We start from the raw sequence: 21729 nt of genomic DNA, 5'->3' as shown, positions 1-21729 counted from the left end.
TTCCGGCCGGGGTTGTCGGGGGGCGAGGGCAGGTTGCGCGTCGGGGCGCCGCTCAGTAGCCGCGTGACGGGTCCGCACTGGTGTCGGGCCGGCCCCCGCCTTGCAGCGTTTGCAGGTTGTCCAGCGTCTGCCGGGCAATGGCCGCGGCCGGGGTGCGCGTGGCGATGTGGGGCGTGACCAGCACGTTCGGGTGGCGCCACAGCGGGTGGTCGGGCGGCAGCGGTTCCTGCGGTGTGGCATCCAGCGTGGCGTAGCTCAGCTGGCCGCTGTCCAGCGCCGCCAGCAGCGCTTGGGCGTCCAGGTGTTCGCCGCGCCCCGCGTTGACCACGTGGGCGCCGCGCGGCAGCTGCGCGAAGGTGGCCGCGCCCAGGAAGCCGCGGGTGTCGTCGGTCAGCGGCAGCAGGCAGACCAGCGTGTCGGCCTCGGCCAGCAAGGCGGGCAGGCCGTCGGCGCCATGATGGCCGGTAATCCCCGCCGGCAGGTCCGGCTTGGGCGTGCGGCTCCAGCCCGACACCCGGTAGCCCAGCGCCGTCAGCGCCCGGGCCGCGGCCAGCCCCAGGCGGCCCAGGCCGGCGATGGCGACACGGTGGTCCGACGGCGGCACGATGGGGCTTTCGCGCCAGAGGCCCTGGGCGCTGTTGCGGACATAGTCGTGAAAGTGGCGGTGGTGGTTGATGACCGCCCAGGCGACGTAGGTGCTCATGCCGGCCGTCATGCCGGCTTCGGCCACGCGGCACACCGGCACGTGGCGGGGCAGCGTCGGGTCGGCATAGAGGTGGTCCACGCCCGCGCCGATGGACTGGATCAGGCGCAGGTTGGGCAGGGTGGCCAGGAGGCCGGCGGGCGGCTGCCAGCAGACGGCCGCGTCGATGTCGGCCGGGTTGCCCAGGTCGTCGGCGGTGCGCCAGGCGATGTCGGGCCGCAGCGCCTGGAAGGCGGGCACCAGGTAGCGCATGTCCAGCACGCGGCTGAGCAGGGCGATGCAGGGCGGCCGGTCCGGGGTGACGGGTGCCATGACGGTTGGGGGCGCGGCCGAGGCGGTGGCGAGGGCGGCGGCGCTCATGCGGCCTCCGCGACCCGGCGCGCGCGCCCCGAGACGATGCTGGCGAAGTCCGGCACCGCCTGCACCAGTTCACGGGTGTAGGCCTCTTGCGGCTCGCCGATCACCTGCGCGGCCGGCCCGCATTCGATGATGCGACCCTGCTGCATCACGGCGATGCGGTCGCACATCTGCGCCGCCACGCGCAGGTCGTGGGTGACGAACAGCATGCTCAGGTGAAAGCGTTCACGCACGCTGGCGAACAGGTCCAGCACCTGGGCCTGCACCGACACGTCCAGCGCCGACACCGGTTCGTCGGCCACGATCAGGTCGGGGTCGGACGCCAGGGCCCGGGCGATGCCGATGCGCTGGCGCTGGCCGCCCGAGAATTCGTGCGGATAACGGCCGGCGGCGTCCGGGTTCAGGCCCACCAGTTGCAGCAGTTCGGCCGCGCGGGCGCGGGCCTTGTCGGGCGCCATGCCCTGCGCGATCGGCCCGGCCATGATCGAGCGGCCGACCGTGTGGCGCGGGTTGAGCGAGGCCTGCGGGTCCTGGAACACCATCTGCACCCGGCCGGTGGCCGGGCGGGCGCCGCGGGCCTGGCCGTTGAAAAGCACCTGGCCGCCGTCCTGCGCCAGCAGGCCGGCGATGCAGCGCCCCAGGGTGGACTTGCCGGAACCGGATTCGCCCACCAGGCCCAGCACCTCGCCGCGCCGCAGCGTGAAGCTGATGCCGCGCATGGCGGCGGTCTCGCGGCCACGGCGGAACAGCCCGCCGCCGGACACGTAGGTCTTGGTCAGGTCGCGCACGTCCAGCAGCACGGGCTGCGGCTCGGTGCTGCGCACGCTTGCCGGCATACCGTGCGGAATGGCGGCGATCAGTTTGCGGGTGTAGTCGTGGCGCGGGTGGCCCAGCACCTCGGCGGCCGTGCCGGCTTCGACGATCTCGCCCAGCTGCATGACAGCCACGCGGTCGGCGATCTGCGACACCACGCCGAAGTCATGCGTGATGAACAGCACGGCCGTGCCATGGCGGGCCTGCAGGTCGCGGATCAGGTCCAGGATCTGCGCCTGGGTGGTGACGTCCAGCGCGGTGGTGGGTTCGTCGGCGATCAGCAGCGCCGGTTCCAGCATCAGGGCGCAGGCGATCATGACGCGCTGGCGCTGCCCGCCCGACAGGCGGCCGGGGTAGCTGGCGGCGATGCCCTCGGGGTCCGGCAGGCGCACGTCGCGCAGGGCGCCGATGATGCGGGCGCGCTTGTCCGCGGCCGACAGCTTGACGTGGGCGTCCAGCGCTTCTTCCAGCTGGTCGCCGATGCGCATCACCGGGTTCAGCGCCGACATCGGGTCCTGGAAGATCATGCCGATGCGGTTGCCGCGCAGCGCGCGCCATTGCGGTTCGGCCAGCGTCAGCAGGTCATGGCCCTGGAAGGTGATGCTGCCGGCCACCGGGGCCACCATCGGCTGGGGCAGCAGGCCCATGACGGCGTTGGCGATCATGGACTTGCCCGAGCCGCTTTCGCCCACGATGCACAGCGTTTCGCCGCGGCCGATGCGCAGGCTGGCTTCCTTGACCGCCAGCGGGCGGTCGGCGCCCGCGGGCAACCGGATGGACAGGCCGCGAATGTCGAGCAGCGTGTCGGTGACGGTGGCGAGTGGGTCGGGCGCCAGGGCGCTGCCGGCCAGGCCGTCGGCGGCCGGGATGTCGACGGGGTTCATGCGCGGCTCCTTGGGTCCAGCCGGGTGTTCAGGCCGTCGCTCAGGCCTTCGCCGATCAGGTTCAGCGCCAGCACCGTCAGCAGGATGGCCACGCCGGGAAACAGGCTGATCCACCAGGCCTGGCGCAGCGCCGTGCGGGCCGCGCCGATCATGTAGCCCCAGCTCATCACGTTGGGATCGCCCAGGCCCATGAAGCTCAGGCTCGATTCCAGCAGGATGGCGGTGGCCACCATCAGCGACCCCATCACGACGATGGGGGCGGCCGCGTTGGGCAGGATCTGCGTGATGATGATGCGCAGGTTCGATTCGCCGGCCAGGTGGGCGGCATGGACGAAGTCGCGATGGCGCAGCGTCAGGAATTCACCGCGCACCAGCCGGGCCACCGGCGGCCACGACACCAGCGCGATGGCGGTCACGATGGATCCGACCGACGGCTGGAAGATGGCCACCAGCACGATCGCCAGCGCAAAGCTGGGAATCGCCTGGAACAGTTCGGTAAAGCGCATCAGGCCGGTGTCGATCCAGCCGCCGTAGTAGCCGGCCAGCGCGCCCACCGACACGCCGATCAACAGGCCCGCCAGCGTCGAGATCAGGCCGATGAGCAGCGAGATGCGCGCGCCGTACGCCAGCCCGGAACCGATGTCGCGGCCCATGGTGTCGGTGCCGAAGGGCAGGCCGGCCATGTCCAGCGGCGGCAGGAAGGGGCGCTGCACCATGGCCCAGGGGTCATGCGCGGCCACCAGCGGCGCGGCCAGGGCCAGCAGCAGCACCGCGGCCATCACGGCCAGGCCCGCCAGGGCGCCTTTGTTGCGGCGAAAACGCCGCCAGAATCCGTTGTTCATTGCAGTTCTATCCTCGGATCGGCCAGCGTGTAGAGCAGGTCGGTGATGATGTTGAACGCCACGGCCAGCGCCGCGGTGACCAGGAACGTGCCCAGCAGCAGGTTGTAGTCGCGCTGCACCAGGGCATCGAACATCAGCCGGCCGATGCCGGGCCAGGCGAACACGGTTTCGATCAGCACCGTGCCGCCCACCATGGAGCCGGCCTGGATGCCGGCCAGGGTGATGACCGGCAGCAGCGCGTTGCGCAGGATGTGGCGGCGCTGGATGCGGCGCGGTGACAGCCCCTTGGCGCGGGCGGTCTTGACGAAGTCCATCTGCGCCACTTCCAGCATGGCCGTGCGCGTCATGCGGGCATACACGGCCATGTAGAAGAGCGCCAGCGTGGCCGCCGGCAGCACCAGGTGGCTGGCGATGTCGGCCACGCGCGCCAGCCCGGCGTGGCCCGCGCCCACGGTCTCGAAGCCGAAGCCGGGCAGCCATTCCAGCTTGACCGAAAACAGCAGCACCCCCATCAGCGCCAGCCAGAACAGCGGCGTGGCATAGAACAGCATCGACAAGGTGCTGACCAGGCTGTCCAGCCAGGTCCCCGCGCGGGCACTGGTCCAGGCGCCCAGCGCCACCCCCGCGGTCAATGACACGACGAAGGCGGTCAGCGTCAGGAGCAGCGTGGCCGGCAGGCGTTCGCCGATCAGGCTCATGACCGGGCGCTGCTGGCGGTACGAATCCCCCAGGTCCAGCCGCGCGGCGTGGCTCAGGTAGGTGGCCAGTTGCTGCGGCAGGGGTTTGTCCAGTCCGAAGCGTTCGCGTACCTGCGCCATGAAGACTTCGTCGGAAGCGCCGGCTTCCCCGGCCATGACGGTGGCCGGATCGCCGGGCGCGGCGCGGATCAGCAGGAAATTGATGACCGCGATCAGGGCCAGCACCAGCAGGCCCTGCACGATGCGGCGCATCAGGTAAGCGAGTTTCTTCATGCGGCATTCCCCCTGTCTGGATCGTCGCGGTTTACGCCAGCGTGGCGCGCGCCAGGCTGTCGTTCAAGCCGATGCCTGAATTGATCAGGTTCTTGACGTTGTTGCGATACAGCGTGGGGAACTGCAGTTCCAGCAGCCAGGCCACCGGCACCTCGTCGACCAGGACGCGCTGCACTTCTTCGTACAGCTTGCGGCGGGCCTCGGGGTCGGCTTCACGGGCACCGCGCTCGAACAGGTCGTCGACCTTGGGGTTGCTGTACCCCTCGACGTTGTTCCAGGGCGAGCCCTTGGCGATCGTGGACGTCAGGTAGTTGCGGCTGACGCCCAGCGCTGCGTCGCCATACTGGTACAGGTAGCAGAAGGCGATGTCGTAGTCCCAGTTGGCGGTCTTTTCGCTCCAGCCGGCGACGTCGGTGGCCGTCATCTCCAGCTTGATGCCGGCCTCGGCCAGGTTCTGCCGGACGATCTCGGCAAAGCGCTGCCAGGTTTCGCCATAGGGCAGCGGCAACAGGCGCAGGGTCTGGCCCTGGTAGCCGGCTTCCTTGAGCAATTGCCTGGCGCGCGCCACGTCGCGCGGATAGCGCGTGACGTCGTCGGTGTGGTAGCGCACGCTGCTATTGAACGGGCCAGTCGCCACTTTGCCAAAGCCATACCAGGCCACGTTGCGCATGGCCTCGCGGTCCAGCGCATACATGATGGCGCGGCGCACGCGCACATCGCCCAGCAGCGGGTGGCGGTTGTTCAGCCACAGGAAGGAATGCGGGCCGAAGAATTCCCAGCCCTTGGTGGTGATGTCCACATTGGGCAGGCTCTTCAAGCGAGCGATGTCGAAGTATTCAACGGTGCCGCCGGGCAGCACGTCCAGCTTGCCGGATTCGAACGCGGCGGCGCGCGAGGCGGCGTCGGGAATGACGTGGAAGTAGACCGTCTCCACGCTGGGCAGGCCAGGCTCGTGGTACTGCTCGTTGCGCACCAGCTGGATGTACGAGCCGCGGCGCCATTCCTTGAACTTGTAGGGGCCGGTGCCGATGGGCGTGTTGTTGGCCGGGTTGGTCAGGTAGTCGGTGCCTTCGTAGATATGGCGCGGGACCATGGGCATGGTGCCGCTTTCGAACAGGCCCAGGAAGGGACCGAACGGGCGCGGCAAACGGAATTCGACGGTGTGGTCGTCCAGCGCCTTGATGCTGTCGACGAAGGCCAGGCCGGCGCGCAGCCGCGACTGGGTCTTGCGCAGGAACTGGTCCACGCTGAAGACCACGTCGTGCGCGGTGAAGGGCTTGCCGTCATGCCACAGTACGCCCTGCTTGAGCGTGAAGGTGTAGACGGTGGCGGTGTCGTTGACCGTCCAGGACGCGGCCAGGCCCGGCATGGGCTCCAGCTTTTCGTCGTAGCGCAGCAGGCTTTCGTAGATGTTGCCGCCGATCATCTGCGTCGGGCCGTTCTGCACGATGCCCAGCATCAGGCCGGGCGGCTCGGGCTGCACGGCAATGTTCAGCACGCCGTTGCGCGCGGCCGCGGCCCAGGCGGGCAGGGCGGCGGCGCCGCTCCACCAGCCGGCCGCGGCAGCGCTTGAAATCAGAAAGTCGCGTCGGTTCATGAGGTTCTCCTGGTGACGGGGCCGAAGGTGGCGGCAAGCGCGGCGCGGTCAGGCGCCGGCGGGTTCGACAAGCTTCAACAGCGCGCGCCATTCGCGTTCGCTGGGATCGGGGGCGCCGGGCAGGCGGTTGGTGTCGCCGCTGGCGTACTGGCGCGCGGTCTTTTCACTGACCTGCGGGCTGACCGGGTAGGTCGCCTGGCCGGTGGACTGGATCGCCAATTGCACACGGCAGGCGCGGTCCAGGTTGAGCATCAGGATGAAGGCCTGCGCCACGGTGGCGCCGGCGGTCAACAGACCGTGGTTGCGCAGGATCATCGCGTTGTGCGGGCCCAGGTCGGCGACCAGGCGTTCGCGCTCGTCCAGATCCAGCGCGATGCCTTCGTAGTCGTGATAGGCGACGCGGTTGTAGAACTGCAGCGCCCATTGGTTCACCGGCTGCAGGCCGCAGGCCAGCGACGACACGGCCACGCCGGCCACTGTGTGGGTGTGCAGCACGCAGCCCGCATCGGGGCGGCCCATGTGCACGGCGCTGTGGATGGTGAAGCCAGCCGGATTGACGTCGTACGGCGTGGGCGCCACCGGGCGGCCGTCAAAGCCGACCTTCACCAGCGATTCGGGCGTGATGTCGCGAAACAGATGGCCGTAGGGGTTGATCAGGAAGGCGCCTTCCTCGCCCGGCACGCGCGCCGAGATGTGCGTGTAGATGCTGTCGTCCATGCCGAAATGGGCGATGAGGCGATAGCACGCCGCCAGGTCGCGGCGGGTCTGTTGTTCCGCTGCGCTGAGGGGCTGGGCGGAATCCTGGGGGTGGGCCATTGATGCGTCCTTGGAGGGGAGGGGGGGGCGGCGGCGCGCCGGATGCTGGGCATTATGCGTCGATCGTCAACTGTCGACAGTTAGCAGTAACACTGATATGCTGCGCAAAATCGGGGTGCTATATAGCTGACGCGCCAAGCGCATTCACACCCCAGACGAGACTCCCATGCCTGAAACCCCGGCCGCCCTTACCGCTTTCGAATCCGTCAATGTTCCCGACCTGGTCGGCGTGGTCGAAGACCGGCTCACCCAGGCCATCGTGCAAGGCCGCCTGCCGCCGGGCAGCCGCGTGGTCGAAGCCGAGATCGCGCGCCAGATGGCGATCAGCCGCGCACCGGTGCGCGAGGCCTCGCGTCGGCTGGAACGCCAGGGCATCCTGGTGTCCAAGCCGCGCCGCGGCTTTTTCGTGCGCGAGATGTCGGTGCGTGAAATCGACGACCTGTTCCAGGTGCGCCTGAGCCTGGAAATGACGGCGGTGGCCGCCGCCTGCGAGCACGCCGATGCCGCCGGCCTGGCGCGCCTGACCCAGCTGCTGCAATTGATGATCGCCGAGGCCGCCGACGCGCCGCAGCACCGCCGCATCGAGCTGGACCTGAGCTTTCACACCCTGATCTGCGAGCTGTCGGGCAATGCGTACCTGCTGCGCCTGTTCTCCAGCACCCAGACCGAAATGCGCATGATCATTTCGCTGATCGACAACGTCTACCAAGACCCGGAACTGGTCGCGTCCACGCACCAGCCGATCCTGGACGCGTTGGCGCGGCGTGACGTGCAGGCCGCGCAGGCCTGCATGAAGGTCCACCTGGACGATGCCTGGGAGCACGTCCGCAATCTGTTCGTCTCGCAGCATGGCGCGGCGGGCGAAAAACCAAGGGGCAGCAAGAAGCCATGAAAGTCGTCTACAGCGATAAGCACCAGCTTCACGATCCGCAGTTTTTCATCGTGCGCGGCAAGGTCAAGCGCAGCAACGAACAGCCCGAGCGCGGCGCGCGCTTGCTAGCGGCGGCGCAGCGCGACGGCCACCGGATCATTGCGCCGGACGACTGCGGCGCGGCGCCGCGCGCGGCCGTGCATACGCCGCAGTACCTGCGCTTTCTTGAAACCGCCTACGCGCGCTGGCGCGAGTTGCCCGACGCCTCGGAAGAAGTGGTGGCCAACGTGCACCCGTTTCCGGGCCAGCCCTGCACCTATCCGGACCACATCGTGGGCCTGGCCGGCTATCACATGGGCGATACCGCCTGCCCGATCGGCGCGGGCACCTGGGAAGCGGCCACCTGGTCGGCGCACTGTGCCACCCACGCCGCCCAGCTGGTGCTGGACGGCGAACGCGCGGCCTATGCACTGTGCCGCCCGCCCGGCCACCATGCGTATGTCGACCGCGCCAATGGCTTTTGCTACCTGAACAATGCCGCCATCGCGGCGCAGCACCTGCGCACCGCGCATCGCCGCGTCGCCATCCTGGACCTGGACGTGCACCACGGCAACGGCACCCAGGGCATCTTCTATCGCCGCCCCGACGTGCTGACGGTGTCGCTGCACGCCGACGCGCACAACACCACGCCGTTCTTCGTCGGCCACGCCCATGAAACGGGCGAAGGCGACGGGCTGGGCTACAACATCAACCGCCCGCTGCCGGTCGGCACGGGCGACGAAGGCTACCTGGCCGCGCTGCGCCGCGTGTTCCTGGACATCCAGGCGTTCGCACCGGGTGCGCTGGTGGTGGCGCTGGGGCTGGACGCCCACGAACGCGATCCCTACAAGGGCCTGGCGGTCACCACCGAGGGCTTTGGCCGCATCCTGGCTGAAGTGGCCAAGCTGGGCCTGCCCACCGTGCTGGTGCAGGAAGGCGGCTACCTGTCGGACGACCTGGGCCCCAATCTGGCCAGCGCGCTGCGCGGCTTCGATTCCGCCGCCTGAAGGAGAGCGCCATGATCGATCAGGACTGCGCCCAGGACGTGCTGGCCGCGGCCTCGCCGGACATCGGCGAGGCGCAGGCCGCGCAACTGGCGCGGCGTCACTTCGGCATCGATGCCCAGGTGCGCCGGCTGGCCGGCGAGCGCGACCGCAACTTTCACCTGCGCGCTGACGATGGCCGGGAATACGTGCTGAAGTTCTCGCACCCGGCCGAAGACGCGCGCGTGGCCGATTTCCAGGCGCGCGCCTTGCGCCATGTCGAGCAGGCCGACCCGGGCCTGCCGGTGCAGCGCGTGCTGCTGGCCGATGACGGCGAGCCTTGCGTCTGGCTGCAAACGCCCGACGCGCCGCCGCGCGTGCTGCGGCTGTTCAGCTACCTGCCGGGCCTGCCGCTGCCGGACGCGCCGCGCTCGGCGGCGCAGCGCGACAACCTGGCGCGTACGCTGGCGCGGCTGGGGCTGGCGCTGCGCGGCTTCAAGCACCCCGCGGGGCAGCTGGACCTGCCGTGGGACATCCAGCGCACGGATGAAGTGGCGCCCTTGCTGGCGCACGTGACCGACCCCGCGCGTCGGGCGCTGGCCGAACGCGGCCTGGCGCGCTTCGTGAATCACGCCAAGCCGGCGCTGCCGGGGCTGCGCGCCCAGGCCATCCACAACGACCTGAACCTGTACAACGTGCTGGTCGATCCCGCCGACCCCGACCGCATTGCCGGCATCCTGGATTTCGGCGACATGGTGCACGCGCCGCTGGTCAACGACCTGGCGGTGGCGGCGTCCTACCAGCTGGAGCCCGGCGACGACGCCCTGGCGCCCGCCGTGGCCTTCACGGCGGCGTATCACGCGGTCAGCCCGCTGACGCCGGCCGAGCTGGACGTGCTGTTCGACCTGATGGTGGCGCGGCTGGTGATGGTGGTGGCGATCGGCGGCTGGCGCGCCGCGCGCTATCCCGAGAACAGCGCCTACATCCTGCGCAACAACGCGGTGTCGTGGGCGCGACTGCAGGCCTGCGACGGCATTGCCCGCGACGCGGCGCGCCAGCGCCTGCGCGCGGCGTGCGGCTTTCGATAAGAGGGCGGTGACCATGACTGTGACGCAACCCGGCGCGCCTGCTGCGGCCTTGCCCAACCTTCCCGCGAACGACGGCGGCGCCGCGCATACCGCCGCGCTGATCGCCCGCCGCCACCAGTTGCTGGGGCCGGCCTACCGCCTGTTCTACGAATCGCCCGTGCACCTGGTGCGCGGCGAAGGCGTGTGGCTGTACGACGCCCAGGGCAAGCCGTACCTGGACGCCTACAACAACGTCGTGCCGCTGGGCCACTGCCATCCGGCCGTGGTCCAGGCGATTGCCCGGCAGGCGGCGGTGCTGAACACCCACACCCGCTATGTGCACGAAACCGTGCTGGACTATGCCGAGCAATTGCTGGCGACATTTCCGCCCGGCCTGGGCCAGGTGATGTTCACCTGCACCGGCAGCGAAGCCAACGACCTGGCGCTGCGGATCGCGCAGGCGCATACCGGCGCCACCGGCCTGATCGTGACCCGCTTTGCGTACCACGGCGTGACCTTGTCGATCGCGCAGGCCTCGCCGTCGCTGGGCCGCTATGTGACGTTGGGGCAGGCCGTGCGCACCGTGGCCGCGCCGGACACGTACCGACAGGGGGCAGACGCCGTGGGCCCGGCGCTGGCGCAAGCCGTGCGCGACGCGGTGGCGGATCTGGCGGCCCAGGGCCTGCGCCCCGCCGCGCTGCTGGTCGACACCATTTTCTCCAGCGACGGCGTGCAGGCCGCACCCGAGGGGTTCCTGCGCGAGGCCGTGCAGGCCATCCACGAAGCCGGCGGCCTGTTCATCGCGGACGAGGTGCAGGCCGGCATGGGCCGCACCGGTCAGGCGATATGGGGCTTCATGCGGCACGGCATCGAGCCCGACCTGGTCACGATGGGCAAGCCATTGGGCAACGGCCATCCGGTGGCTGGCGTGGCCGCGCGCCCGCAGGTGCTGGAGGCGTTCGGCCGCAACGGGCGCTACTTCAATACCTTCGGCGGCAATCCGGTATCGGCCGCGGCCGGCCTGGCCGTGCTGCGCACGGTGCAGGAGGAAGCGCTGATGCAGAACGCCGAACGCGTCGGTCATTATCTGCGCGAGCGGCTGCAAGGCCTGGCCGCACGCCACGACCTGATCGGCGACGTGCGCGGCGCGGGCCTGTTCATCGGCGTCGAGCTGGTGCGCGACCGCCGCACGCGCGAACCCGCTACGCAAGCAGCCGCACGCGTGGTCAACGGCCTGCGCGACCGGCAGATACTGACCGGCAGCGCGGGCGAACACGCCAACACGCTGAAGATCCGCCCGCCGTTGCCGTTTTCCACGGCCGATGCCGACGTGCTGGTCGCGGCGCTGGACGAGACGCTGGCCGCGCTGTAGCGCCGCTGCAATGCAACAGGCCGCGGGCATTGGCTTGCCCGCGGCCTTTTCTGTGGGATGAAACGCGGGCTATCCCCCGCGTCCCCGCCTTACTGCTTGACCGTCACGAACACCGGATTCGAATAGAACCACAGGTCGTTGTAGTTGCGCGCATTGATCGCGTTGAAGCGCGCGGCGTTGTCGGCCAGGTCCACCTTCAGGTCGGGCAGCGGTTCGCCGTTGGCGGTTTCGCCCGCCACGTCCGGCGCCAGGTTGGTGCCGCGCAGGCGCAGGTACTGGCTCTTGTCGGCGGTCAGCTTGACCTTGATGACGTTGTAGCCGTCCTTGTCCACCGTCCAGTCGGCGCGGGTGTAGCGCGCCAGCACGCGGGTGCTGGGGTTGGTGGCGTTGTCATAGGCCGGCGTGCCGGGCGCGGCGCGCGGACCCACGTCGCCCACGATCAGGTCCACGTGATGCACCGTGGGCTTGACGTAGGTGGGGTTGCCGCTTTCGATCGGGTACTCGTAGTGGTTGCTGTCGGGGCTGCGAAAGCGGATGGTCACTTCCACCTGTTCGCCCTTGGCCGCTTGCAGCTCGCCGCCCATGTAGGCTGTGCCCGCTGCGCCCTGCGCCTGGAACTCCAGGGCGTCGATCAGGTCGCCGAACACGCCGAACATGCGGCCGCTCTTCAAGCCGGCCACCACGGCCGCCATGTCCTTGCCGTCCTTCCAGACGTAGGTCTTAGCGTATTCGCCGGGGGCGTAGCCGCTGCTGTACAGGCCCGACGCGGTGCGGAAATGGAAGTCGGAATCGGCCACGTTCCAGATGCGCCGGCCTTCGCCCAGCAGCGCATCCCAGGTGCCGCCGACCTTGGCCACCAGGTAGTCCACGCCGCCGTAGGTGCGGTTGGGCAGGTTCACGGGCGTGTAGGCCTCGGCATAGCCGCCGCGGTCCGGTTCCATCTGGTTGCCGACCATGCCTTCGATGCCGAAGAAGATCGTCGGCGCCAGGTCGTGCATGTCACGCAGCTGGCCGATGGTGTATTTGCCGGCATAGCGCGACGGGTGGTTCAGCAGCAGGTAGCTGTCCGGATGCTTGTCGCGCAGCCATTGCAGCGCGGTCAGCGAGTCGGCGTGGGTGGTGAAGGCGCGCGGCTGGCCGGCCAGGTCGGCCACCAGTTGCGCGTCGAACAGGTTGGCCGCCTTGTTGGTGTACAGGTACTCGTATTCGGCCACCGCGCGCAGCGACTTGGCCGACATCGGGTCGTTCACTCCGATGCCGATGTTGACGTGGTCATGTGTGGGCATGTCCCATTCGAACGACGAGAAGATGATCTTGCCGGCGTAGCGGCCCGCCGCCTGCGCCTGCCTGATGAACGGCACTTCGTATTGCGCCATGCCGGTGGAAAACGGCACGGGGCCGCCGGGCAGGGCGACGCCGGTGTTGTCGCGGTCGGACATGCGCAGGTGGTTCGACAGCGCGGCCCAGTCCAGTTTGTAGCGGTCGAACGCCTGGTCCAGCACGCTTTCCAGGGTCACCTGCGCGTCGTTGGACTGGATCGTGTGCACGTGCAGGTCTCCGGCGCTCCAGGCGCCCGTCTGCACGGGCGGCGGGGCCGGCGGCGTGGGGGGGGTCACCGCGGGCGGCGGGGCCGCGGGGGTCTCGTCATCGTCATCGCTGCCGCCGCAGGCGCTCAGCAGGGTCACGCAAGCCAGCGACAAGGGCATGATGGCCCGCCGCAGGCGGGATACTTCGAACCGCATTTCAAACTCCAGCGTCAGGCGGCCTGCAAGGCGCAGGGCCGCGAAGGCCCGCACTATGGGGTGTCAGGGTGACGTGGAAATGACAGGGGCGGCCGTGGCTAGCGCTTGCGCGCCGCCGGGGCCTTGTCGGCGGCCCCTCGCGGCGTCTCGCCGGCCTCGGCCAGCGCCTGCTGGATGATGGCATTCGCGGTCCAGCGCGCCACCTCGGTGACCTCGGGCAGGTCCAGCCGCCAGATGTCCTTGAGCACCAGGAACACCTCGGTGCCGTAGACCAGCGACAGCGCCTGCGCCACGCGGTCCTGCTGCGCGGGTGTCAGCGTGCCGGCCAGCGGCGCGATGGCGCGCTTGAGGATGTCGACCCGGTGGCCGCGCACCAGCCGCGGTTCGTTGCCCGCGCGGCCGGCGCTGGCTTCGGCGTGCTGCTGCAGCGATACCTGGATGGCGGCGCGCAGCGGCGCTTCGTGCGCTTCCAGCCGTGGATACGCAAAGCGCAGCAGCTCATCGACCCGGGCGGCGGCATCCGCCGCCTTCGAGTCCCAGGCCAGGATCGGGCCCAGGCTTTCGTCCACCACGGCGGCGATCAGGGCGCTCTGGCTGGGAAAGTAGCGGTAGGCGGTGGCGCGCGATACCTGCGCGTGTTCGGCCAGTTCGGCCACCGACGGCGTGATGCCCTGCGCCATCAGCCGGTGCGCGGCGTCCAGCAAGATCTTGCGCATGCGGGCGCGCGGTCCGTGCGGCGGTTCGCCGCTGGCGGCGGCCTGCCGGCTGGCGGGGCCGATCAGGCGGGCGACGGCGGGGGGCGACTGGCGGTCGGCGGGAGTTTGACGTGAGACAGGTGTCTCAGTATGATTCTTTCGTCTCATTTCTAGATTCTACAGGCCCAGGCGGCCCCAGACATATCGAGGCGCGCACCGAGTGTAGCCGCCCGCGGAGGAGTCATGACGCAAGCGAACCGGCGGGTCTTCGTGGCCGCCACCTACGACACCAAGGGCCACGAGGCCGACTACGTCGCCGACCTGCTCAAGCGGGAAGGGCTGGACGTCATCACCGTGGACGTGTCCACCACCGGCGCTGCCAGCGGCGCCCGCGTGCAGGCGCGCGAGGTCGCCCGCAGCCATCCGCAGGGCGAGCAGGCCGTCTTCACTGGCGACCGCGGCTCGGCCATCGCCGCCATGGCGCTGGCGTTCGAACGCTACGCCGCCGCCAACCCCGACATCGGCGCCTTGCTCGGCCTGGGCGGGTCGGGCGGCACCGCACTCATCACGCCCGCCATGCGCGCGCTGCCGATCGGCGTGCCCAAGCTGATGGTGTCCACCATGGCGTCCGGCAACGTCGCACCGTACGTCGGCCCTTCGGACATCGCGATGATGTATTCCGTGACCGACGTGGCGGGCCTGAACCGCATTTCGCGCCGCGTGCTGGCCAATGCCGCAGGCGCCATCGGCGGCGCCTTCCGCCAGGCCGCCAGCGCCGCGGACGACGACAGCCGCCCCGCGGTCGGCATCACCATGTTCGGCGTTACCACCGCCTGCGTGCAGCAGGTGACGCCGCTGCTCGAATCGCGCTTTGACTGCCTGGTGTTCCACGCCACCGGCACGGGCGGCCAATCGATGGAAAAGCTGCTCGACAGCCACCTCCTGGCCGGCGTGCTGGACCTGACCACCACCGAAGTCTGCGACTTCCTGTTCGGCGGCGTGCTGGCCTGCACCGAAGACCGCTTCGGCGCGGTGGCGCGTACCCGCGCGCCCTACGTCGGTTCCTGCGGCGCGCTGGACATGGTGAACTTCGGCGGCATGGATACGGTGCCCGAGCGCTACCAGGGCCGTACGTTCTATCCCCACAATCCGCAGGTGACGCTGATGCGCACCACCCTGCAAGAAAACAAGCGGCAGGGCGAATGGATCGCCGCCAGGCTGAACCAGTGCGACGGCCCCGTGCGCTTCCTGATCCCGGAAGGCGGCGTGTCGGCGCTGGATGCGCCGGGCCAAGCGTTCTGGGACCCGCAGGCCGACGCCGCGCTGTTCGCGGCGCTGGAAGCCAACCTGGTGCAGACGCCCAACCGCCGCCTGATCCGCGTGCCTTGCCACATCAACGATCCGCTGTTCGCACAGACCGCGGTCGATCATTACCTTGAAATCGCTACACACTGAGGACCCCGCCATGCCGCGTTTTGACCGCCCCCAACTGCTGGACAAGTTCCGCGCCATGGTGCGCGACCGCACTCCCATCGTGGGCGGCGGCGCCGGCACGGGCCTGTCCGCCAAGTGCGAGGAAGCCGGCGGCATCGACCTGATCGTGATCTACAACTCGGGCCGCTACCGCATGGCCGGGCGCGGCTCGCTGGCCGGGCTGCTGGCCTATGGCAACGCCAACGAGATCGTGGTGGACATGGGCCGCGAAGTGCTGCCCGTGGTCAAGCACACGCCGGTGCTGGCGGGCGTGAACGGCACCGACCCGTTCTGCGATTTCGACGTGTTCCTGGACGACCTGAAGCGCCAGGGCTTTGCCGGCGTGCAGAACTTCCCCACCGTCGGCCTGATCGACGGCAACTTCCGCGCCAATCTGGAAGAAACCGGCATGGGCTACGCGCTGGAAGTGGACATGATCCGCCTGGCCCACGACAAGGGCATGCTGACCACGCCGTATGTGTTCAACGAAGACGACGCCGTGGCCATGACGCAGGCCGGCGCCGACATCATCGTGGCGCACATGGGCCTGACCACCGGTGGCTCGATCGGCGCCGAAACCGCGCTGACGCTGGACGACTGCGTGGCCGCCATCGACCGCATCGCGGCCGCGGCGCTGTCGGTACGCCCCGACGTGATCGTGCTGTGCCACGGCGGCCCCATCGCCACGCCTGCCGACGCAGCCCACATCCTGCAGCATTGCAAGCACTGCCATGGTTTCTACGGCGCCAGCTCGATGGAACGCCTGCCCACCGAGCAGGCCCTGACCGCCGCCACGCGGGAATTCAAGCAACTGACGTTCTAAGGTTTCCGCTCACCCCCCCGCCGGCCCGCGCACGCCACGCTGCGGGGCCGGCGCTTGCCCAGGAGTCCGCATGCCGCATACCGTCTACACCAGCGCCATCATCCAGGCGCCGCTGGCCACCGTCTGGCCGCTGTTTCGCGATTTCAACGGCCTGGCCGGCTGGCACCCGGGCATCGCCCAAAGCCACCTGGAAGCGGATGGACGCCACGACGCCGTGGGAACGGTGCGCTACCTGACGCTCAAGCCGTCCGGTTTCGTGCGCGAGCAACTGCTGATGCTGGACGACCCCGGCACCGCGCTGCGCTATTCCATCATCGAGACCGACCTGCCGATGCGCGACTACCTTGCCGGCGTGGCGTTGCGCCCCGTGACGGAGGGCGGCGTGACGCTGGTGGAATGGTGGGCGGACTTTCGCGTGGAAGACGGCGCGGACCTGCAGGCGGTGGCGACCGCCGTCGGCCAGGGCGTGTTCGCGGCGGGGCTGGCGGCGCTGAACGAGACATTGCGCGGCTGACCGGCACACGGCACGGCGGCCGCCAAGCCGCCGGCCGCCGCGCCCCCGCTAGCCGCGCTTGCGCCCTGCACCCGCGGCCAGCTTGCACCCCGCAGGCAGCGCCGCGGTCCGCAGGTACGTGCGGATACCCAGGATCAGCGCCTCGGCCGCCGGGCTCAGCGGGTATTCCTTGTGGCGGATGATGCACATCGTGCGCACCACCGTCGGCCGCGCCAGCAGCGCGTAGGCCAGTTCCGGTTCCATCACGCGCTGCGCCGCCAGCGCGGGCAGCACCGCCACCCCCATGCCGGCCTTCACCAGCGCCGCCTGCGACGTGGTGCTGGACGCTTCGTAGAACGGCGCCGCGGCCTCGATCGGCAGGTCGGCGCGGGCCCGCAGCAGCGCCATGATGCCGGTCTCGTCCACCACCCCCACCAGTTTGCGGCCGGCCAGGTCCGCCCAGCGCATCGTGCCGTCGCGGCCCGGGCGCAGGTCGGCATCGTCGCGCCGATACAGCACGCCGAAGCGATCATCGAGCAGGGCGTCGAAGTGCAGCCCCGGCGCATCGGCCCAGCGGCTGGTCAGGCCGAAGTCGACCTCGCGCGTGGCCACCTTGCGCTGGATGCGGCCCGAGTTGTCGTCGCTGAGATATAGCCGGATGGCGGGGTATTGCGCCGCGAATGCGGCCGCCGCCGGCGCGATGATCTGGGTGATGGCCGATGGCGCCGCCGCCACGCCCACGCGGCCGCGTTCCAGCGCGCCAAAGCGCACCACGTCGCCGATGGCGCCGTCGAAGTCGGCCAGCAACCGCATCACGCGTGGCAGGAATTCCTCGCCTGCCGCCGTCAGCAGCACGCGCCGGCTGGTGCGGGCGAACAGCTGCGTGCCCAGCGCCTCTTCCAGCTGCCGCACCAGGCTGGTCACCGACGACTGCGTCTGGAACAGCCGCTTGGCCGCGTGCGTGAAACTGGATTCCTGCGCCACCGCCACAAAGGCGGTCAGGTGCTTGAGGGTGACATGCTTGGGCAGGCGATGCATTTCAAATCACGATAGATGGATCAATAAAAACAATTTTTCCAGATTGATCGCGCCGACGATACTAGGGCCTTCAGCAAGCGCCTTCAGCAAAGGCCTTCAGCAAGGTCCGTTCTCAGGACGGCCCTTGGCGCAACAAGCGGCCGGCAGGCCCACATCAAGGCGGAGCGGCATGCAGGACAATCTGGATCTGGTCATCGAAGGCGGCAGGGTGATCGACGGGCTGGGCGGACCGCGCCGGCGCGCCGACGTCGGCATCCGCGCGCAGCGCATCGCCGCCATTGGCGATCTGTCGGCCACGCCCGCCGCGCGACGCATCGATGCCGCCGGCAAGATCGTGGCGCCGGGCTTCATCGACACCCACGGCCACGACGACCTGATGTTCGTCGAAAAGCCGGGCCTGGAATGGAAGACCAGCCAGGGCATCACGTCGGTGGTGGTGGGCAACTGCGGCATCAGCGGCGCCCCCGCGCCGCTGCCCGGCAACACCGCGGCCGCGCTGGCCTTGCTGGGCGAAACGCCGCTGTTCGGCGACATGGCCGAATACCTGGCCGCGTTGCAGGTGCAGCAGCCGATGATCAACGTCGCGGCGCTGGTGGGCCACGCCAACCTGCGCCTGGCGGTCATGCGCGACCCGGCGGCGCAGCCCACCGAGGCGGAACAGCAGGCCATGCAGCAGAGGCTGGCCCAGGCGCTGGACGCCGGCGCGGTCGGCTTCAGTACGGGCCTGGCCTATCAGCCGGGCGGGGTTGCGGGGCAAGCCGAACTGGACGGGCTGGCGCAGGTGGCGGCGGCGCGTGGCGCGCTGCACACCAGCCACATCCGCAACGAAGGCGATGCGGTCGAGGAAGCGGTCGACGAGGTGCTGTCGATCGGCCGGCGCACGGGCTGCGCCACGGTGCTGTCGCACCACAAATGCATGATGCCGGACAACTGGGGCAAAAGCCGCGCCACGCTGGCCAACATCGACCGCGCCCGCGCCGACGGGGTGGACGTGGCCCTGGACATCTACCCGTACCCGGGCAGTTCCACCATCCTGATTCCGGAGCGCGCCGATCTCATCGACGATATCCGCATCACCTGGTCGACCCCGCATCCCGAATGCGGCGGCCGGATGCTGGGCGAGATCGCCACGCAATGGGGCTGCGACCGCGCCGAGGCCGCACGCCGCCTGTGCCCGGCCGGCGCCATCTATTTCGCCATGGACGACGCCGAAGTGCGCCGCATCTTCCTGCACGATTGCTGCATGGTCGGGTCCGACGGCCTGCCCAACGACGCCCACCCGCATCCGCGGCTATGGGGCAGCTTCACGCGCGTGCTGGGGCGCTTCGTCCGGGAAGCCGAACTGCTGACGCTGGAAGCCGCGGTGGCCAAGATGACCGCGCTGCCGGCTCGCGTGTTCGGCCTCGCCGACCGGGGCCGCCTGACCGTGGGCGCCTGGGCCGACGTGGTGGTGTTCGATGCCGACACGGTCGAGGACCGCGCCACCTGGGACGCGCCCACGCTCGCATCCGCCGGCATCGAGCACGTGCTGGTCAATGGCTGCCCGGTGTTTCCGGCCCTGGCCGGTGCCCAGCGCCCCGGCCGGATACTGCGCCGCGAAGCCGTAGCGACCGATCCCGATTTTCCGCAATAACAAGCAGAACCCATCCTCACAGGAGACAAGCCTCATGATCCGCAAGACTTGCGTCGCCCTGGCGCTGGCCGCCGTATTGCCGGCCGCCCACGCTGAATTTCCCGACCGGCCCATCACCCTGATCGTGCCATTCCCGGCCGGCGGGCCCACCGACATCGTCGGCCGCCTGGCCGCGGCCAAGGCGGGCGAAATCCTGGGCCAGCAGATCGTGGTGGAAAACCGCACCGGGGCATCGGGCACCATCGGCATGGCCGCCACCGCGCGCGCCAAGCCGGACGGCTACACCGTGGGCCTGGCCACCGTCAGCACCCACGGCACCGCGCCGCACCTGTTTCCCAACCTGTCGTATGACCCGGTCAAGGATTTCACCCCGGTCAGCAACCTGGTCACCAGCCCCAATATCCTCAGCGTCAATCCGCAGTACCCGGCCAAGACGCTGGCCGAATTCGTCACGCACGTGCGCGCCAACCCGTCCAAGGACGGCTACGCCAATGCCGGCGCGGGCGGCATCAATGACCTGGGCATGATCTGGTTCCTGCAGATCACCGGCGGCAAGATGAACAGCATTTCGTATCGCGGCTCGGCGCCTGCGCTGACCGACACGGTGGGCGGCGTGGTGCCGGTCATCTTCGACAACTTCCCGTCGTCGCTGCCGTACATCAAGAGCCAGCACCTGCGCGCGCTGGCCATCACGGGCCCGGCCCGCAATCCGCGCCTGCCGGACGTGCCCACCTTTGCCGAGCAGGGCTACAAGGACTACGACGTCACGGCCTGGTACGGCGTGGTGGGCCCGGCCGGCCTGCCCGACGCGGTGCGCGACAAGCTGGCACAGGCCTTTGCCCAGGCCGTGCGCGACCCCGCCACGGCGGCCAAGATGGAAGAGACCGGCGCGTTCCCGCTGGGCAACACGCCGGCGCAATTCGCCGAGCAGATCCGCACCGAGCGCGACCGCTGGAAAGCGGTGATCGACAAGGCGCAGATCAAGCTGCAATAAAGGAAGCGGGGCGGCGTTGCCTTGGCGTGAACGGCCCGGGCGGCGTTGCCGGCGCGGGATGCAAGGCGCCTGATGCCGGGGCGCCATGCCCCCGATTCAATACACGTCGCGCCGGTAGCGGCCATCGTGCAGCATCGCCTGCACCCGGTCCTCGCCCAGGATCTGGCGCAAGGCCGCATCCACGCCGCCAGCCATGCCTTGCAGGCTGCCGCAGACATAGATGGCGGCGCCATCGTCCACCCACGCCGCCACTTGCCGTGCCTCGTCCTGCAGGCCGTGCTGCACATAACGGCGTTCGGCCTGGTCGCGCGAATACACCGCGTCCACGCGGGCCAGCGTGCCGTCCTGGCGCCAGGCGTCGATCTCGGCTTTGCAAAAGGCGTCGTGCGCCGCATTGCGTTCGCCGAACAGCAGCCAGTTGCGCGTGTGCCCCGCGGCGCGGCGCGCCTTGATCAGCGCCCGCAGGCCCGCCAGGCCCGTGCCGTTGCCGATCAGGATCAGCGGCCGATCATCGTCCGGCGCATGGAAATTGCGATTGCTGCGTACCCGCAGGGCGATCTCGTCGTCCGGCTGCGCGATATGGGTCAGCCAGCCGCTGCCCAGGCCCAGCCCGCCATCGGCGGCGCGCATCTGGCGCACCAGCAATTGCAGCGCGCCCTCGGCAGGCAATGACGCAATCGAGTATTCACGGTGCGGCAGCAGCGGCCCGCCGCGTTCCTGGCGCGGGCCGATTTCAGCGATGTCGCCGGCCTGCCAGACGGGCGCTTCGCCGTCGGGCGGCGTCAGCGTCAGCAGATAGCAGGGGCCGCCCTGGCTGCCGGGGTTGAGACACTCGCGGTGCGCCAGGCGCCACGATTGATAGGCCGGGGCCTGCCAATCGGGCAGGTCGCTGCGGCCGGCCAGGAGACCCAGGTGATGCTGCCAGTGCCGCAGCGCGGCCGGGTCGCCATCGTCGACCTCGACGAGGTCGAACAGCGGCGTGGCGCCCTGGTCGTGCAGCCAATCATCCAGCCGATGACCGAAGCCGCAGAAGTGCGCGTAGTCGCTGTCGCCCAGCGCCAGCACGGCGTATTGCACGCCGGCCAGCGCGGCGGCGGGCGGCAGCACAGGCTCAGGGACTGCCGCCGCGTCAGGGCGCGTCAGGTGGTCGTGCGCGCCGTGCATGGCGTGTTCCGCGAACCCGGCCGCCGCGTCCGGCGGATCGCCTTCGCCGTAGGTGCTGGCAATGAACAGGATGCGGCGGTAGCTTGCCAACCGGGCGAGATCCAACTGTCCCAGCGGCACGACCTGTACGGCCAGGCCGCCGCTGCGCAAGGCGTCGGCGGTCTGGCCCGCCAGCGCCTCGGCGTAGCCGGTCTGGCTGGCATAGGCGATGAGCAGGGTGTCGGGGTGGGCCGGCGCATCCAGCCCGTGCCGCGTGGCCGCGGCCTGGGCCTGCCGTTGCCCGCGGCGCCAGGCCCAGCCGCACAGCAGCAGCCAGGCCAGCACCACGCACACGGCGGTCATCCAGCGTAGCGTCATGG

The 21729-nt window shown here is 69.8% G+C and carries 19 protein-coding genes; 9 read left to right on the top strand and 10 right to left on the bottom strand.

Annotation, left to right across the window (positions count from 1 at the left end; genetic code table 11):
- Nucleotides 1-52 precede the first annotated feature (52 nt).
- The 6 genes from ACUDP5_RS19250 to ACUDP5_RS19225 are packed head-to-tail and all read right to left on the bottom strand — an operon-like array spanning nucleotide 53 to nucleotide 6983.
- Nucleotides 53-1063, bottom strand: coding sequence for a 2-hydroxyacid dehydrogenase (locus ACUDP5_RS19250; protein ID WP_445656913.1), 1011 nt, complete (start codon nucleotides 1061-1063; stop codon nucleotides 53-55).
- Nucleotides 1060-2757, bottom strand: a complete 1698-nt coding sequence (locus tag ACUDP5_RS19245; protein ID WP_445656912.1) for an ABC transporter ATP-binding protein — start codon at nucleotides 2755-2757, stop codon at nucleotides 1060-1062. Before ACUDP5_RS19245 ends, ACUDP5_RS19250 begins: the two co-directional genes overlap by 4 nt.
- Nucleotides 2754-3599, bottom strand: coding sequence for an ABC transporter permease (locus ACUDP5_RS19240; protein WP_175191861.1), 846 nt, complete (start codon nucleotides 3597-3599; stop codon nucleotides 2754-2756). The genes ACUDP5_RS19245 and ACUDP5_RS19240 overlap by 4 nt, the downstream gene beginning before the upstream one ends.
- Nucleotides 3596-4570: an ABC transporter permease gene (locus ACUDP5_RS19235; protein WP_263911056.1), complete on the bottom strand. Its 975-nt coding sequence runs from the start codon at nucleotides 4568-4570 to the stop codon at nucleotides 3596-3598. The genes ACUDP5_RS19240 and ACUDP5_RS19235 overlap by 4 nt, the downstream gene beginning before the upstream one ends.
- 31 nt (nucleotides 4571-4601) lie before the next feature.
- Complete coding sequence (locus ACUDP5_RS19230; protein ID WP_263911055.1) at nucleotides 4602-6167, bottom strand: ABC transporter substrate-binding protein; 1566 nt, start codon at nucleotides 6165-6167, stop codon at nucleotides 4602-4604.
- Between the two features lie 48 nt (nucleotides 6168-6215).
- The gene (locus ACUDP5_RS19225) at nucleotides 6216-6983 is read right to left on the bottom strand and encodes a class II aldolase/adducin family protein (protein WP_263911054.1); all 768 of its coding nucleotides are present in this window, start codon (nucleotides 6981-6983) and stop codon (nucleotides 6216-6218) included.
- Between the two features lie 166 nt (nucleotides 6984-7149).
- Between ACUDP5_RS19225 and ACUDP5_RS19220 the strand changes: the two genes are divergently transcribed.
- The 4 genes from ACUDP5_RS19220 to ACUDP5_RS19205 are packed head-to-tail and all read left to right on the top strand — an operon-like array spanning nucleotide 7150 to nucleotide 11315.
- Nucleotides 7150-7875, top strand: a complete 726-nt coding sequence (locus tag ACUDP5_RS19220) for a GntR family transcriptional regulator (RefSeq protein ID WP_263911052.1) — start codon at nucleotides 7150-7152, stop codon at nucleotides 7873-7875.
- Complete coding sequence (locus ACUDP5_RS19215) at nucleotides 7872-8900, top strand: histone deacetylase family protein (RefSeq protein ID WP_445656911.1); 1029 nt, start codon at nucleotides 7872-7874, stop codon at nucleotides 8898-8900. Before ACUDP5_RS19220 ends, ACUDP5_RS19215 begins: the two co-directional genes overlap by 4 nt.
- Nucleotides 8901-8911: 11 nt before the next feature.
- Nucleotides 8912-9964, top strand: coding sequence for a phosphotransferase (locus ACUDP5_RS19210; RefSeq protein ID WP_445656910.1), 1053 nt, complete (start codon nucleotides 8912-8914; stop codon nucleotides 9962-9964).
- A 13-nt stretch (nucleotides 9965-9977) separates the two neighbouring features.
- Nucleotides 9978-11315 carry an aspartate aminotransferase family protein gene (locus tag ACUDP5_RS19205; protein WP_445656909.1) on the top strand — a complete coding sequence of 446 codons (1338 nt, stop codon included), beginning with the start codon at nucleotides 9978-9980 and terminating at the stop codon, nucleotides 11313-11315.
- 89 nt (nucleotides 11316-11404) lie between these two features.
- Here the strand turns inward: ACUDP5_RS19205 and ACUDP5_RS19200 are convergent, their stop codons facing one another.
- The gene (locus ACUDP5_RS19200; protein ID WP_445656908.1) at nucleotides 11405-13057 is read right to left on the bottom strand and encodes an S-layer protein; all 1653 of its coding nucleotides are present in this window, start codon (nucleotides 13055-13057) and stop codon (nucleotides 11405-11407) included.
- Nucleotides 13058-13155: 98 nt separating this feature from the next.
- Nucleotides 13156-13839 (bottom strand): TetR family transcriptional regulator, encoded by a 684-nt coding sequence (locus tag ACUDP5_RS19195; RefSeq protein ID WP_445659192.1) that lies wholly within the window; start codon nucleotides 13837-13839, stop codon nucleotides 13156-13158.
- 156 nt (nucleotides 13840-13995) lie between these two features.
- Between ACUDP5_RS19195 and ACUDP5_RS19190 the strand changes: the two genes are divergently transcribed.
- From ACUDP5_RS19190 to ACUDP5_RS19180, 3 genes are all read left to right on the top strand, one after another.
- On the top strand, nucleotides 13996-15207 hold the full coding sequence (locus tag ACUDP5_RS19190; protein WP_445656907.1) for a Tm-1-like ATP-binding domain-containing protein: 1212 nt from the start codon (nucleotides 13996-13998) through the stop codon (nucleotides 15205-15207).
- 10 nt (nucleotides 15208-15217) lie between these two features.
- On the top strand, nucleotides 15218-16048 hold the full coding sequence (locus tag ACUDP5_RS19185) for a phosphoenolpyruvate hydrolase family protein (RefSeq protein WP_445656906.1): 831 nt from the start codon (nucleotides 15218-15220) through the stop codon (nucleotides 16046-16048).
- Between the two features lie 70 nt (nucleotides 16049-16118).
- Nucleotides 16119-16562, top strand: a complete 444-nt coding sequence (locus tag ACUDP5_RS19180; protein ID WP_445656905.1) for an SRPBCC family protein — start codon at nucleotides 16119-16121, stop codon at nucleotides 16560-16562.
- A gap of 48 nt (nucleotides 16563-16610) precedes the next feature.
- Here ACUDP5_RS19180 and ACUDP5_RS19175 read toward each other — a convergent pair whose 3' ends face one another.
- The gene (locus ACUDP5_RS19175; RefSeq protein WP_263911042.1) at nucleotides 16611-17579 is read right to left on the bottom strand and encodes a LysR family transcriptional regulator; all 969 of its coding nucleotides are present in this window, start codon (nucleotides 17577-17579) and stop codon (nucleotides 16611-16613) included.
- 169 nt (nucleotides 17580-17748) lie between these two features.
- On the opposite strand from ACUDP5_RS19175, the gene ACUDP5_RS19170 reads away from it, so the two are divergent.
- Together ACUDP5_RS19170 and ACUDP5_RS19165 are read left to right on the top strand one after the other, a co-directional pair.
- On the top strand, nucleotides 17749-19212 hold the full coding sequence (locus ACUDP5_RS19170) for an N-acyl-D-glutamate deacylase (RefSeq protein WP_445656904.1): 1464 nt from the start codon (nucleotides 17749-17751) through the stop codon (nucleotides 19210-19212).
- A gap of 34 nt (nucleotides 19213-19246) precedes the next feature.
- Nucleotides 19247-20206, top strand: coding sequence for a tripartite tricarboxylate transporter substrate binding protein BugE (locus ACUDP5_RS19165; protein WP_263911040.1), 960 nt, complete (start codon nucleotides 19247-19249; stop codon nucleotides 20204-20206).
- 96 nt (nucleotides 20207-20302) lie between these two features.
- On the opposite strand, the gene ACUDP5_RS19160 is transcribed toward ACUDP5_RS19165, so the two are convergent.
- Entirely contained in the window at nucleotides 20303-21727 is a 1425-nt protein-coding gene (locus tag ACUDP5_RS19160) for a sulfite reductase subunit alpha (protein WP_445656903.1), read from the bottom strand.
- Between the last annotated feature and the right edge of the window lie 2 nt (nucleotides 21728-21729).

This window comes from Achromobacter sp. NCFB-sbj8-Ac1-l, from assembly GCF_052695805.1.
The sequence above is the reverse complement of the archived record's forward strand: the minus strand, read 5'-3'. Positions and strand labels throughout refer to the sequence as shown.